The sequence below is a fragment of the Sinorhizobium psoraleae genome, assembly GCF_013283645.1.
Classification (GTDB): Bacteria; Pseudomonadota; Alphaproteobacteria; order Rhizobiales; family Rhizobiaceae; genus Sinorhizobium; species Sinorhizobium psoraleae.
Genome location: NZ_JABEKV010000002.1, coordinates 1,396,109 through 1,410,887, shown reverse-complemented (window position 1 = coordinate 1,410,887; position 14,779 = coordinate 1,396,109). Strand labels below are relative to the sequence as shown.

Genomic DNA, 14,779 nt, shown 5'->3' with positions numbered 1-14,779 from the left:
TAGCTTCAAAAGAGTTGGGGCGTTTCGGTGTCTCATCGAGACTGCGAAACGCCCCAAGTGTCTTCGGTCCTGGACGGCGGTGCTTGATATTCCGCCGCATTCGAACCGGCATCAGTCGCTGAGAGTGTCGAAGAAATCCTTCATCCGGGCGAAGAAGCCCGTCGATTCCGGATTGTTCTCCTTGGACGAGATCTGCTCGAATTCCTGCAGCAGTTCGCGCTGACGCTTGGTGAGCTTCTGCGGCGTCTCGATCTGGATCTGGATGTAAAGGTCGCCGCTCTGGGTGGAGCGCAGCACCGGCATGCCCTTGCCTTTGAGACGGAACTGCTTGCCGGCCTGCGTGCCTTCCGGGACGGTCACTCGGGACTTGGTACCATCGAGCGTCGTCACGTCGAATTTGCCGCCGAGCGCCGCCGTCGTCATCGAGATCGGCACGCTGCAATAGAGGTCGGCGCCGTCGCGCTGGTAGAATTCGTGCGGCTTGACGGAGAGGAAAATGTAGAGGTCGCCCGCGGGACCGCCGCGGAGGCCCGCTTCACCCTCGCCCGAAAGGCGGATGCGCGTCCCGTCCTCGATACCGGCCGGAATGTTGACGGAAAGCGTGCGCTCTTCCATCACCCGGCCCTGACCGTGGCACTTGGTGCAGGGATCGGTGATCGTCTGACCGCGGCCGCCGCAGGTCGGGCAGGTCCGCTCGATCGAGAAGAAGCCCTGCGCCGCGCGCACGCGGCCCGAGCCCTGACAGGTCGCACAGGTTTTTGGGCTCGTGCCCGGCTTGGCGCCGCTGCCGCTACAGACGTCGCAGGTGATCGATGTCGGCACCCGGATCTGCGCGGTCTTGCCGGAATAGGCCTCCTCGAGCGAGATTTCCATGTTGTAGCGAAGATCCGCTCCGCGCTCACGCCCGCCGGAGGAGCGCCGCTGGCGGCCGCCGCCCATCATCTCGCCGAAGATGTCCTCGAAAATGTCGGAGAAGCCGCCGGCGCCGCCGCCCGCGAAACCATTGCCGAAGCCGGCGCCCATACCGCCCTGCTCGAAAGCGGCGTGACCGTAGCGGTCGTAGGCCGCGCGCTTCTGCGGGTCCTTCAGTGTTTCATAGGCTTCGTTGATGTCTTTGAAGGTCTTTTCCGCTTCCGTGTCGCCCGGGTTCTTGTCCGGATGATATTTCATCGCCAGTTTGCGGAAGGCGCTTTTCAGCTCCTTCTCATCCGCGTTTCTCGCAACACCAAGCGTTTCGTAAAGATCACGTTTCATGCTTCAAAGATTGTCCCGTTGACAAGGCGTGCCAGCGCGAGGTTCCGGCGGCTGCTGCCTGATTATCTTGCCACAGGATTTAGTAAACCTTGAAGCGTGATACCATAGCCAACTCGGGCTACGCGTGGTTTTTTGTCGAAAAATGGCGCGCATCCGTGCCGTTGCGTGGTCGTCCGCATCCATCGACCGTGGCCGGGCGGTCGTGAGGGCAACAAAAAAGCCCGGGATCGCTCCCGGGCTCATCGGATGTAAAGGTCGAAAGAGACGTTATGCCGACCGCTTGCGACCGTCCTCGTCCTTGACCTCTTCGAAGTCGGCGTCGACGACATCGTCGTCGCGAGCTGCGTCGGCTGCGGCATCCGCATGGGCGGCCTCAGCCTGCTGTGCTTCGTAGATCGCCTGACCGAGCTTCATGGAAACTTCCATGAGCGTGTTGGTCTTGGCCTTGATGTCCTCGGCGTCCGGCTCGGAAACTTCGGTTGCGGCCCTCAAGGCTGCGATCGCGTCGCTGATCGCGTTGCGGTCGGCTTCCGAAACTTTGTCGCCGTATTCCTTCAGCGACTTCTCCGAAGAATGGATCAGGCTCTCCGCCTGGTTCCTGGCTTCGACCGATTCGCGGCGCTTCTTGTCGGCCTCGGCATTGGCTTCGGCGTCCTTGACCATCTTCTCGATGTCGGCATCGGAGAGACCACCGGACGCCTGGATGCGGATCTGGTGCTCCTTGCCGGTGCCCTTGTCCTTGGCCGATACCTGCACGATGCCGTTGGCGTCGATGTCGAAGGTGACTTCGATCTGCGGGACGCCACGCGGTGCCGGCGGGATGCCGACGAGGTCGAACTGGCCGAGCAGCTTGTTGTCGGCGGCCATTTCACGCTCGCCCTGCGAAACGCGAATCGTCACGGCGGACTGGTTGTCATCAGCCGTCGAGAAGGTCTGCGACTTCTTGGTCGGGATCGTCGTGTTGCGTTCGATCAGGCGGGTGAACACGCCGCCGAGCGTTTCGATGCCGAGTGACAGCGGCGTCACGTCGAGGAGCAGAACGTCCTTGACGTCGCCCTGCAGAACGCCGGCCTGGATGGCAGCACCCATGGCGACCACCTCATCGGGGTTGACGCCCTTGTGCGGCTCCTTGCCGAACAGCTGCTTGACGGTTTCCTGGACCTTCGGCATGCGAGTCATGCCGCCGACGAGAACGACTTCGTCGATCTCCGCCGCCGAAACGCCGGCATCCTTCAGCGCGGCCTTGCACGGCGCGATCGTCTTCTGGACCAGATCATCGACAAGGCTTTCGAACTTGGCGCGCGACAGCTTCATCGTCAGGTGCTTCGGACCGGATGCATCGGCCGTGATGAACGGCAGGTTGATTTCGGTCTGCTGCGAGGACGACAGTTCGATCTTTGCCTTTTCGGCAGCTTCCTTGAGGCGCTGCAGCGCAAGCTTGTCGTTTTTGAGGTCGATGCCCTGTTCCTTCTTGAACTCGCCGGCGAGGTATTCAACGAGACGCATGTCGAAGTCTTCACCGCCGAGGAAGGTGTCGCCGTTGGTCGACTTCACCTCGAAGACGCCGTCGCCGATTTCGAGCACCGAGATATCGAAGGTGCCGCCGCCAAGGTCGTAGACGGCGATGGTCTTGCCTTCCTTCTTGTCGAGACCATAGGCGAGCGCGGCCGCGGTCGGCTCGTTGATGATGCGCAGCACTTCGAGGCCGGCGATCTTGCCGGCGTCCTTGGTGGCCTGGCGCTGGGCGTCGTTGAAGTAGGCCGGAACGGTAATGACGGCCTTTTCGACCTTCTCACCGAGATAGGATTCGGCGGTTTCCTTCATCTTCTGAAGGATCATGGCCGAGATCTGCGACGGCGAGTAGCCTTTGCCGTGCGCTTCGACCCAGGCGTCGCCATTGTCCGCCTTGGTGATCTTGTAGGGGACCATCCCCTTGTCCTTCTGGGTGGTCGGATCCTGGAAGGTACGGCCGATCAGGCGCTTGATTGCAAAAAGAGTGTTTTCCGGATTGGTGACGGCCTGGCGCTTGGCCGGCTGGCCGACGAGACGTTCGCCGTCGTCGGTAAATGCCACCATCGAGGGAGTCGTGCGCGCGCCCTCGGCGTTTTCGATCACCTTCGCGTCCTTGCCGTCCATGACAGCGACGCAGGAGTTGGTCGTTCCCAGGTCAATACCAATAACTTTAGCCATGTCGTTCTCTCCTTGCAGCGGACTGTCGGAACCCGGTCAGGCATTCGTGGGACAGCCCCTAACGGGATGGTCTTTAGATTTCATCGCAGCCGCGGCTGCGTCGATGCGGCGTATATAAGGACCGGCGTTTCGGACTGCAAGGCATTCTGCGGGGGGATCAGGGGCAAAAGCAAGTGCTCTTGCAGGTGCGTTGGAGCGATATCGGCACGGCGCCTCAGCGCGGTCGGCGAATCCGTTCGTAAAGCGCGGTTGGCGCGGCGGCTCAACCGCCCGTCAGCAGGTCGAAAAGCGTCGTCCGGCGGGTCGCTCCGGTCGTCTCGCCGACGCCTGCGGGCGGGATGGGGCCGCCGGCATTCTGTTCGTTGACCGGCCGCACCTCATCGATGGCCGCCGTGCCGTCCAGGCTCGCCGGCGGTTCTGGGAAGGCATCGGGATTGCCGCTTGCGAAACCGTCCGGAACGGCGCCGCCGCCTGCGACAGCGCCAGCGTCGTCGAAGACCGGTTGCACGCCGGTGGTTCCGAACAGCGGCGAAGGCGACAGGCCCTCGTGGGCCGCGGCCATGAAATCATGCCAGGCCTTGGCGGGAAGCCCGCCTCCGGTCACCTTCTTCATCGACTTGCCGTCGTCATTGCCAAACCAGACGCCGGTCGTCAGATTGGACGTGTAGCCGACGAAGAGCGAGTCGCGGAAGGATTGCGTCGTGCCGGTTTTTCCGGCCGCCTCCCAGCCTTTCAGGCGCGCCTTCTTGCCGGTTCCGTTCGTCAGCACCCGCACCATCATCTGGTTCATTTCGCTGACGATCGCCGGGTCGAGCACCCGCGGGGGGTTATCGTAGGTATTTTCGTAGAGCACGGTACCGTCTGCGGTGGAGATGCGGCGGATGACGTGCGGCGTCGCCTTGAAGCCACCATTCATGAAGGGTGCGTAGGAGGAGGTGAGCTCGACGAGGCTGACTTCAGACGTTCCGAGCGCGATCGAGGCGTTTGCCTGCATCTCGGAATCGATCCCGAGCCGATGCGCGAGCTTGACCACATTCTGCGGGCCGACTTCCATGACGAGCTGGGCCGCGATCGTATTCAGCGAATTGGCAAGCGCGTCGGCAAGTGTCACCTCGCCGCGATATTTCTGGTCGTAGTTTTCCGGTGTCCAGTTCCCGATCCTGACCGGCGCGTCGTTTCGGACGGACATCGGCGTGCGGCCGATTTCCAGGGCTGCCGCATAGACGAAGGGTTTGAAGGCGGAGCCCGGCTGACGTTTGGCCTTGGAGGCGCGGTCGAACTGGCTTTCGGCATAATCGCGGCCGCCGACCAGCGCGCGGATCGCGCCGGTGCCGTCGATCGACACGAGGGCGGCTTGAGAGGCGTTGAGCTTGCCGCCGTCTGCGTCGAGCGCCGCGGCAATCGCTTCCTCGGCCTTCTTCTCGAGCGTGAGATCGATGGTTGTGTCGATCACCAGATCCTGGCTGATTTCGCCGATCATCCCGGGGAGCTGGTCCATGACCATGTCGGCGACATAGTGTTCGGCCCCGGACCAGAAGCTCTTGGCCTTGGTCGGCGTCTGCGACATCGCCGTCTTGATTTCGGCGTCGGTGACGAAGCCCTCTTCGCGCATCGCGCCGAGCACAAGCTGCGCGCGCTCCTCCGCCGCTTCCGGGTCGCGCGCCGGCGACAACCGCGAGGGCGCTTTCAGGAGCCCGGCGAGCAGCGCCGCCTCGCCGAGATTGACGTCGCGGGCCGACTTGTTGAAGTAGCGTCGCGACGCCGCCTCGACGCCATAGGCGTTGGAACCGAAGAACACGCGGTTGAGATACATCGCGAGAATCTGTTCCTTGGAGTATTTCTGCTCCAGCCAGAAGGCGAGCAGCACTTCCTGGACCTTGCGCTCCAGCGTGCGCTCGGGTGAGAGGAACAGGTTCTTGGCGAGCTGCTGCGTCAATGTCGAGCCGCCCTGGACCATGCGGCCGCTCATCAAATTGGTCAGCATGGCGCGGGCAAGGCCCAACGGATCGATCCCGAAATGCGAATAGAACCGGCGATCCTCGATGGCGATCACCGCTTGCGGAATGTAGGGAGACATGGTTTCGAGCGACAGCGCCTCGCCGCCCGTCGCGCCGCGATTGGCGATGATGTCGCCGTTGACCGAAAGGATTTTCACGTTCGGCGGCCGGTCGGGGATCGACCAGCTAGTCGCACTCGGCATCCGCGCGCCGTAATAGAGCACGAGACCGCCGACTCCGATTGCGCCCCAAATGCCGAGCACGACGCACCAGTAGGCGAGCCTGCGGACAAGGCCGAAAAAGCCGCCGCCGCTGGATTTGGAGCCGCCTCGGCCGCCGCGCTTGCGGGTCTTTCGCTTGCCGGCTTCGGACTTGCCACGGGCGGGCCGGCGGGCGCCGCCGCTCACGCGATCGCTCGCCTCGACACGCAACTCGTCATCATCGCTGTCGCCGCCGAAGGAAGGTTCGATCCGTTGTCCTGATTTGCCGCGTGCTGCCATGCCGGAAGGAACTATCCCTTTGAGGTCCGATCCGTCATCGCTCAAAAGCGATTCCCGGCGGCGCAATTCCTGTCGTGCGGTTCGAGCTAATCTGCCCGCACGTGCCGATGCGTTGGACTCTAAATGCGGCAATTTAAGGGGGAGTTAAGAGTTGCTGAACAACGAGGACGGTCGTCTCGATTTTCCGGAAAGCGCAAATTCTGCCGCGACAGATTTCAGGCCACACGTTGCCATCTCGCCCTGCGTCCAACGCATTGCTGCATTGCAGCATTAGCGGTATTAAATCAGACTAAATGATTTATCTTGAACTCATCGAAGCGCTGCACCTCCTCCCGCGGCGCCCGATGCGGATCGGTTTCACTCCTCCTCCCAGGAACCGATCGAATTCAAGGACCCCGAGCCACCTCCTCCCGGCTCGGGGTCTTTTTGTATCCGCCTGCTGCAGGTTCCCTTAATTCCCGCGCTGGTATATCAGGTTGCTCATGAAATCCAGGGCAAACGGCTACGTCTTCGCGCTTGCTGCGATCGTCATTTTCGCGATCCAGGACGGCATCTCCAAACATCTTGGCACCCTCTATCCGCCGGTCTTCGTGTCGATGATCCGCTATTGGGCGTTTGCGGCCTTTGCCGTCGCCCTGGCGGCGCGGGCGCAGGGTGGGCTGAAGGCCACGATCGTGACGAAGAGGCCAGTGTTGCAGGTGCTACGCGGTGTGCTGCTACCAACGCAGATCGTGGTCGTGATCACAGCCTTCACCGTCGTCGGCCTGGCGCATTCGCAGGCGATTCTGGCGGCTACCCCGCTCTTCGTCGCGCTCCTGTCCATGCCGCTTCTTGGCGAGCGCGTCGGCTGGCGGCGCTGGGCTGCGATTTCGGCAGGGCTTATCGGCGTGCTTCTGATCCTGAAGCCGCAGCAGGGCACCTTCGACACGAGCTTTCTGCTGCCGCTCTCGGCGGCGCTGATGTTCGCCATCTATATTATCACGACGCGACTGGTCAGCCGCGCCGATTCGGCGATGACAAGCTTCTTCTACACCGGCATCATCGGCGCGGTTGCGATCAGCCTCGTCGGCCCGTTCTTCTGGACGGCGCTGGCGCCGACCGATTGGGTCTGGATGCTGCTGCTCTGCGTCACCGGGACCTCCAGCCACTATTTCCTGATTCGCGCCTACGACATGCTCGATGCCGTCGCCGTCCAGCCGCTCACCTATCTGCAACTCGTCTTCGCCTCGATCATGGGCGTCACCATCTTCGGCGAGACGCTGACGACAAATATGATCCTCGGCTCGATCCTTGTTGTCGCGGCCGGCATCTTTACGGTCTGGCGCGAGCACGTGGTTGCAAGGCGCAAGGCCGGCCTGCCGCCGCAGTGATCCCACATCGGCTTCAAATCGCCCTCGCGATCGGGTGAACACTCCCTTGCCTTCTGGCTGCCACTTGCCGGGCTTTGAATGGGTGTCCGGTGAAAGGAGAAGGCGATGAAGGTTTGTTTGATGGCAGCGCTCGCGCTTGCAGCCCTTGCGGTGGTGAAGGCCGAAGCCTCGGCGGAGGAAGTGGTCGCCGCCTATGTCGACGACCGGTCCGATGGCGCGGCACTTGTGCGTTCGCTCTACAATGCGATCAACCGAAAGGAATATGCCCGCGCCTACGGTTATTTCGCCGAGACACAGCCTGTCGGCGGTTTCGCGGATTTCTCGCGCGGCTATGCGAACACGATTTCGGTCGAGGTAAGGATTGGAAAGGTGACGACCGAGGGTGCTGCCGGCAGCGTCTACGCCGCCATTCCCGTTGCGGTCAAATCTATCGAGCGGCCGACAAAAACTCGCTTGTTTGCAGGTTGCTATGTCGCCCGCATCATCAATCCGGCGCAGCAGGCGCCCCCCTTCACGCCCTATCAGATCGAGGCGGCGCGGCTGAAGGAGGTGGAAGGACCGATCGAGCAGGCGATACCCGCCGTTTGCGACGTTCCCTAATGCGCGTCGCCCGGAAGTGTGCAGCGGTTTCGGGACAACGACATGCACGCAAACAAAGACTTAAAGCGCGTCGCCTTGAATGCGACGCGCTTTAGTCGCCTCTCTATCGCGCGGTAGGCTCTACGGCATTCCGCCGTTTCGCTGCGCCAGGAAGCGCGAGCGCTCGTAAATCAGGATGACGACAAGCGCCATGACGAACGGCACGATCAGGTAGAGCAGCCGGAAGATCGCGAGTGCCGCCAGGACGTCTGCCGGATCCATCTCGGGAAGCGCTGCGATGAAGACGAGCTCGAGCACGCCGAGGCCGCCAGGCGCGTGCGACAGCAGCGCTGCCGAGAAGGACGCCAGGAAGATCCCGAGAATCACCACGTAGCCGGGATTGCCGGCCTGCGGCAGGGCGAAATAGATGATTCCGGCGGCACCGAGCAGTTCGACGGGAGCGATCACCAATTGCCTGAAGACGATCGAGGGCCGTGGATAGTGAAGCTGAAACCAGCGCATGCGAATCGGCCGAAGTCCGATCAGGCTGCCGAGCACGTAGAGCCCGACGAGCGCGAGAATGACGACGCCGGTCGTCAGCGACATCTCGATCGGCAGGAATTCCGCAAAGCGCTCGATGATGTCCGGCTTCGCCAGGAGGACGATCGCCGACAACATCAGCGTGCCGAGCGTGAAGGTGAAGGAGCAGAAGGCGACCAGCACGCCGACCTCGCCGGCCGTCAGGCCCTTCGAGCGATAGGCCCGGTAGCGCACCACGGCGCCTGAAAACACCGATGCGCCGAGATTATGCGACAGGGCATAGGTCGTGAACGAGCAGACCGTGATGAACCAGATGGAAATGTGGTGATGCCCGAGATGGTCGAGTGCGAGCTTGTCATAGGCGGCAAGTGCCGCGTAGGCGACGAGGGTCGCGCCGATGGCCAGCAGCCAGCTTCCGAGCGAGATCGCCTGGAAGCTTGCGATGAACTCATCGACGGAAAGACCTCGCAACTCGTGATAGAGCGCATTGACCGAGAACAGGATCGCCGCCAGTCCGACGACAGGCCAGAAATAGGCTTTCAACCTTTTCATGCCGGCGCCAGGGTGTTCCTGGAGGCGAGGTTGGCAGGGGACCTTGGAGGATGGCGAAGAATGCCATTCCAGTCTCGCATTCTAAAAGCACCGCGTCCGGAACGCGATGTCTCGGTCCTCGACCTTACCAACAGCCCATTTCCCCATTCTGATTGTTTTGTGAAAAGGGAAACATCCCATAGCCGCGAGGTCAAGCAGCGATGACCGGATTCCGACACTCATCCGGGAAATCGCGACGGGGCTGAAGGAACGCCAAGACGAGGCGATCCGGCTTTGCACGTCCCATCGCAAACCGTGGCGGAACGTCCGCCACGGTTTGCGAAAGCAAATCAGGCGGCCAGCGCGTCGAGGATGCGGATCCACGAGCGGATGCCCTTGTGGAAGGACATGAGCTCATATTTCTCGTTCGGTGAATGAATCCGGTCGTCGGAAAGGCCGAAGCCGACGAGCAGCGATTCGATGCCGAGCATCCTCTGGAAATCGCCGACGATCGGGATCGAGCCGCCCATGCCGATGACGACTGCAGGTTTCGGCCATTCGTCGGAAAGCGCGACTTTTGCCGTGTTCAACAAGGCGGAATCATAGGGCAGGTGGATCGCCGGCGAGCCGCCATGGGCATGGAACTCGACCGAGCAGTCGGCCGGCACCTTCGACCGGACATAGGCGCGGAAGGTTTCGCGGATCTTGGCTGGGTCCTGGTTGCCGACGAGGCGGAACGACACCTTGGCCGATGCCTGCGCCGCGATCACCGTCTTGAAGCCTTCGCCGGTGTAACCGCCGGTGATGCCGTTGACCTCCGCCGTCGGGCGTGCCCAGGTCAGTTCGAGCACCGAGCGCCCCTTCTCGCCCGAGGGGATCGACAGGCCGATCTCGCCGAGAAACTTCTCCGCCGTCTGGCCGAGCGTGTCCCAGGCCGCCTTGATCTGCGCGGGCGTTTCCTCGACGCCTTCATAGAAGCTTTCGAGTGTCACGCGGCCCGTGTCGTCGTGAAGGCCGGCGAGGATGTCGGTCAGAATGTGGATGGGATTTGCCGCCGCACCGCCGAAATAGCCCGAATGCAGGTCGCGATCGGCCGCCTTGATGATGATCTCCTCGCCGACGAGGCCGCGCAGGCCCGCGGAAATCGCCGGAGTCTCACGGTCCCACATGCCCGTGTCGCAGACGAGCGCATAATCCGCCTTGAGTTCCGCCGCATTGGCCTCGAGGAACGGCTTCAGCGACGGAGAGCCCGATTCCTCCTCGCCCTCGAAAAGAATGGTAATCCGGCAAGGAAGCGCGTCATGGATCTCCTTGTAGGCGCGCACCGCCTCGACGAATGTCATCAACTGGCCCTTGTCGTCGGCCGTGCCACGGCCGGTGATGATCTTGCGCCCGGGCTCGACCTCCTTGATCGCCGGCTCGAACGGAGGCGCATCCCAGAGGTTCAGCGGGTCGACCGGCTGCACGTCGTAATGGCCGTAGAACAGCACATGCGGAGCATCGGCCCTTGCAGCGGCGTGGTGGGCGACGACCATCGGATGACCGGGCGTGTCGCGCACCGAGGCGGTGAAGCCGAGCGCGGTCAGTTCCGACACCAGCCACTCGGCCGCCTTGCGGCACTCTGCCTTGAAGGCCGGATCGGTGGAAATGGACTTGATGCGGACGAGATCGAAAAGCCGGTCGAGGCTCTTCGGAAGATTGGCGTCGGCGCGCTCCAGCACAGGGGTGATATCTGCCATCATGCGAATCCTTATGTGGGTTTCGCGCGGAACCTAAAGCCGAATGCTGATCGCTTTAAGCAAAATTTTTTGATGCAACGGTAAATTGTCGATGCGAGGAATCAGGAAACGCTGTCGTTGCGCGCAGTGTTGGCGAGCGCCATGCGCATGTATTCGATCATCAGTTCCCGTTCGAAGCGGCGAAATCCGGAGAGAAGCGACTGCTCCGCGGCGAGTGCCGCTTCCTTAGCCGCGGCCTCGATCCCCCTCGCCCGGTCGGTCAGGAAGATCTGCTGCGATCGTTTGTCGTTCGGGTGCCTGCGGCGGGTGATGAGCCCGTCGCGCTTCATGCGGGCGAGCGTGTTGGCCATGGTTGGCTGCTCGATGTCCAGCCGATCGAGAAGCTGCTTTTGCGTCAGGCCTTTCTCCGACCAGAGTTCGAGCAGGACCGGAAACTGACCGGCGCGAAGCCGAGCTTCTGTCCGCGCTCCTGCAGGGCGCGCGAGAAGCTCCTGGCCAGCAGACTGGCCAGGTAAGTCGCAGATTCCATGCGATTGGATGCCATGGCCTATGGGTATGCGTGAACCGAAGCGAAGACAAGTTACAAAGCTTGCGATGAAGTTGAAGTGTTCCGCGCTCATAGACTTTGAGCCCCCGCGTCGGGGCGCCGATGCGGGCGGAAAACCGCGCAAACGTTTCGTTATCCTGCTGTTCGAGTGGACAACAAAAAACCGTCGCGGCGCGGAGGCGGCGCCGTGACGGCTCTTTGAAAGCGGGACAAAGGCCCGGAGAGGGGGATAAGGCCTTTGTCCACATCTGGTGCGGGCGGGGGACAGGCCAATCACCAGACGACGGCATCATTTCAGTGCCGTTCGATGATAATTTGAGGAGCCAAATGTGGCTTTTCAAGGATTGTCCGACTGAATCGCACATTACAAATGTGTAACGTTTCCGTGAGCCTTCTGGCGGCCTCCGCGTGTTCCTGTCGTAACTGTTTTGAGATAGGCGCTATGGACGAAAACCGCAATGGACCTTTGCCTCACCCCGCGCTATCCATGGCCGCATGAAAAACGGTGATCACCTCTTCCTCGTCGACGGCTCCGGCTTCATCTTCCGGGCGTTCCACGCAATCCCGCCGCTCAACCGCAAGTCCGATGGCCTTCCGGTCAATGCGGTCGCCGGCTTCTGCAACATGCTCTGGAAGCTCCTGACCGATGCGCGCGATACGTCGGTCGGCGTGACACCGACGCATTTTGCGGTGATCTTCGACTATTCCTCGAAGACCTTCCGCAACACGCTTTACGACCAGTACAAGGCGAACCGCACCGCGCCGCCCGAAGATCTGATCCCGCAGTTCGGGTTGATCCGACATGCCACCCGCGCCTTCAACCTGCCCTGCATTGAGAAGGAAGGCTATGAGGCGGACGACCTGATCGCCACCTATGCCCGGCTTGCCGAAGAGGCGGGCGCCGACGTGACGATCGTTTCCTCGGACAAGGACCTCATGCAACTGCTGACGCCCAGGGTGTCGATGTATGACAGCATGAAGGACAAGCAGATCACGATTCCCGATGTGATCGAAAAATGGGGCGTGCCGCCGGAGAAGATGATCGATCTCCAGGCGATGACAGGCGATTCGACCGACAACGTGCCGGGCATTCCCGGCATCGGACCGAAAACCGCGGCCCAACTTCTGGAAGAATACGGCGATCTCGATACGCTGCTGGCGCGCGCCGGCGAGATCAAGCAGCAGAAGCGGCGCGAGAACATCATCGCCAATGCCGAGCTTGCGCGCCTTTCCCGCCAACTCGTGACGTTGAAGAACGATACCCCTCTCGACGTTCCGCTCGAGGATCTGCGGCTTGAGCCGCAAAACGGGCCAAAGCTCATTGCCTTCCTGAAGACGATGGAATTCAACACATTGACGCGCCGCGTGGCGGCGGCGACGGACACGGACGCTGAAGCAGTCGAAGCGGCCCATGTGCCGATCGAGTGGGGCATCGAGGCGCACGGACCGGATCTCGACACCGGGGAGGCTGCCGGTCCGCCGCCCTCTGCCGAATCGTCAAGCACCGCCCCGCCGCGTGGGCAGGCAGCAAAGGCCGCCGTTTCGTTCCTCTCGAGCGCTGAGGATGCCGACGTCACCGGCGCGACGCCACAAGGCCTTGCGCGGGCGCGCGCCGATTTCTTTGCCAAGGCTTCCGTCGATCGTTCCGGTTACGTCGCGATCCGCGATCTTGCGGCGCTCGACCGATGGATCGCCGATGCGCGCGATGCCGGCGTGGTTGGTCTCGACGTGGCAACGACATCGACCGACGCCATGCAGGCGGATCTGGTCGGCTTTTCGCTGGCGATTGCGAACTACCGCGACAACCCCTCCGGTGCGAAGATACGGGCAGCTTACGTGCCGCTGATCCACAAGAATGGCGCCGGCGATCTGCTTGGTGGCGGTCTTCTCGAAAATCAGGTCCCCATCCGCGAGGCGCTGAGCCGGCTAAAGGCGCTGCTCGAGGATCCGTCGGTGTTGAAGGTCGGGCAGAACCTGAAGTTCGACTATCTGTTGATGAAGCGGCATGGCATCACCATGCAAAGCTTCGACGACACCATGTTGATGTCCTATGTCATCGATGCCGGCAACGGTGCTCATGGCATGGATTCTCTGTCCGAGCGGTGGCTCAATCACAAGCTGACGGCCTACAAGGACATCACCGGCAGCGGGCGGTCTTCGCTCACGTTCGACTTCGTCGATATCGACAGAGCGACGGCCTATGTGGCGGAAGAGGCAGATGTCACGCTGCGACTCTGGCACGTCCTGAAGCCGCAACTTTCCTCCAAGGGGCTGACGCGCGTCTATGAGCGGCTCGAAAGACCGCTGGTCGGCGTTCTTGCCCATATGGAGGAGCGCGGCATCACCGTCGATCGCCAAATTCTCTCGCGCCTCTCGGGAGAGCTTGCGCAAGGCGCGGCGGCGCTCGAGGACGAGATCTATCGCCTGGCCGGGGAAACCTTCACGATCGGCTCGCCGAAGCAGCTCGGCGACATTCTCTTCGGCAAGATGGGATTGCCGGGCGGCTCCAAGACCAAGACCGGCCAATGGTCGACTTCGGCGCAGGTTCTGGAGGAGCTTGCCGCCGAAGGCCATGAGCTGCCGCGCAAAATCGTCGACTGGCGCCAGCTCACCAAACTGAAATCCACCTATACCGATGCGTTACCGGGCTTCGTGCATCCGGAAACGCGGCGCGTACATACGTCCTATGCGCTGGCGGCGACGACTACAGGCCGCCTTTCTTCGGCCGACCCCAACCTGCAGAACATTCCGATCAGGACCGGTGAGGGCCGCAAGATCCGCACCGCCTTCGTCGCCACGCCGGGGCACAAGCTGGTTTCGGCGGACTACAGCCAGATCGAGCTCCGGGTGCTCGCGCATGTGGCGGACATTCCGCAGCTTCGCCAGGCTTTTGCCGACGGCGTCGACATCCACGCGATGACCGCTTCCGAGATGTTCGGGGTTCCCGTCGACGGCATGCCGGGTGAAATCCGCCGCCGTGCCAAGGCGATCAATTTCGGCATAATCTACGGCATCTCCGCCTTCGGGCTTGCCAACCAGCTTTCGATCGAGCGTTCGGAGGCGAGTGAATACATCAAGAAGTATTTCGAGCGCTTCCCCGGTATCCGCGACTATATGGAGAACACCAAGGCCTTCGCTCGCGAGCACGGCTATGTCGAAACGATCTTTGGCCGCCGTGCCCACTATCCGGATATCCGCTCCTCCAACCCCTCGCATCGTGCCTTTAACGAACGCGCGTCGATCAACGCGCCGATCCAGGGCTCTGCCGCGGACATCATCCGCCGCGCAATGGTGAAGATGGAGCCGGCGCTTGAGGAGGCGAAGCTGTCCGCGCGGATGCTGCTGCAGGTGCACGACGAATTGATCTTCGAGGTCGAGGATGGTGAAATCGAGCGCACCATCCCGGTGGTCGTTTCGGTCATGGAAAATGCCGCCATGCCGGCGCTGAACATGAAAGTGCCGCTGAAGGTCGACGCCCGCGCCGCGCTCAATTGGGACGAGGCGCATTGAGCGCGTGAGACGGGGGAGCGGT

General features: G+C 62.1%; 8 protein-coding genes and 1 pseudogene. 3 read left to right on the top strand and 6 right to left on the bottom strand.

Going from position 1 to position 14,779, the window contains the following annotated elements; genetic code table 11:
• Window positions 1–111 precede the first annotated feature (111 nt).
• The 3 genes from dnaJ to ILFOPFJJ_RS15400 form a co-directional block, all read right to left on the bottom strand.
• Window positions 112–1,254, bottom strand: a complete 1,143-nt coding sequence (gene dnaJ, locus ILFOPFJJ_RS15410) for a molecular chaperone DnaJ (RefSeq protein WP_173511376.1) — start codon at window positions 1,252–1,254, stop codon at window positions 112–114.
• Between the two features lie 267 nt (window positions 1,255–1,521).
• On the bottom strand, window positions 1,522–3,444 hold the full coding sequence (gene dnaK, locus ILFOPFJJ_RS15405; RefSeq protein WP_173511375.1) for a molecular chaperone DnaK: 1,923 nt from the start codon (window positions 3,442–3,444) through the stop codon (window positions 1,522–1,524).
• Window positions 3,445–3,706: 262 nt separating this feature from the next.
• On the bottom strand, window positions 3,707–5,941 hold the full coding sequence (locus ILFOPFJJ_RS15400) for a transglycosylase domain-containing protein (protein WP_173511537.1): 2,235 nt from the start codon (window positions 5,939–5,941) through the stop codon (window positions 3,707–3,709).
• Window positions 5,942–6,423: 482 nt separating this feature from the next.
• On the opposite strand from ILFOPFJJ_RS15400, the gene ILFOPFJJ_RS15395 reads away from it, so the two are divergent.
• The gene (locus tag ILFOPFJJ_RS15395; RefSeq protein ID WP_173511374.1) at window positions 6,424–7,311 is read left to right on the top strand and encodes a DMT family transporter; all 888 of its coding nucleotides are present in this window, start codon (window positions 6,424–6,426) and stop codon (window positions 7,309–7,311) included.
• Window positions 7,312–7,416: 105 nt separating this feature from the next.
• Window positions 7,417–7,911, top strand: coding sequence for a hypothetical protein (locus ILFOPFJJ_RS15390; protein WP_173511373.1), 495 nt, complete (start codon window positions 7,417–7,419; stop codon window positions 7,909–7,911).
• 120 nt (window positions 7,912–8,031) lie between these two features.
• On the opposite strand, the gene ILFOPFJJ_RS15385 is transcribed toward ILFOPFJJ_RS15390, so the two are convergent.
• The 3 genes and pseudogenes from ILFOPFJJ_RS15385 to ILFOPFJJ_RS15375 all read right to left on the bottom strand — a co-directional run bounded on the left by ILFOPFJJ_RS15385 (window position 8,032) and on the right by ILFOPFJJ_RS15375 (window position 11,244).
• Entirely contained in the window at window positions 8,032–8,982 is a 951-nt protein-coding gene (locus ILFOPFJJ_RS15385; protein ID WP_173511372.1) for a lysylphosphatidylglycerol synthase transmembrane domain-containing protein, read from the bottom strand.
• Window positions 8,983–9,311: 329 nt separating this feature from the next.
• Window positions 9,312–10,703 (bottom strand): M20/M25/M40 family metallo-hydrolase, encoded by a 1,392-nt coding sequence (locus ILFOPFJJ_RS15380; RefSeq protein WP_173511371.1) that lies wholly within the window; start codon window positions 10,701–10,703, stop codon window positions 9,312–9,314.
• A gap of 98 nt (window positions 10,704–10,801) precedes the next feature.
• A pseudogene (locus ILFOPFJJ_RS15375) lies at window positions 10,802–11,244 on the bottom strand (MarR family winged helix-turn-helix transcriptional regulator).
• Window positions 11,245–11,742: 498 nt separating this feature from the next.
• On the opposite strand from ILFOPFJJ_RS15375, the gene polA reads away from it, so the two are divergent.
• Window positions 11,743–14,757, top strand: a complete 3,015-nt coding sequence (polA, locus tag ILFOPFJJ_RS15370; RefSeq protein WP_173511370.1) for a DNA polymerase I — start codon at window positions 11,743–11,745, stop codon at window positions 14,755–14,757.
• Window positions 14,758–14,779 lie beyond the last annotated feature (22 nt).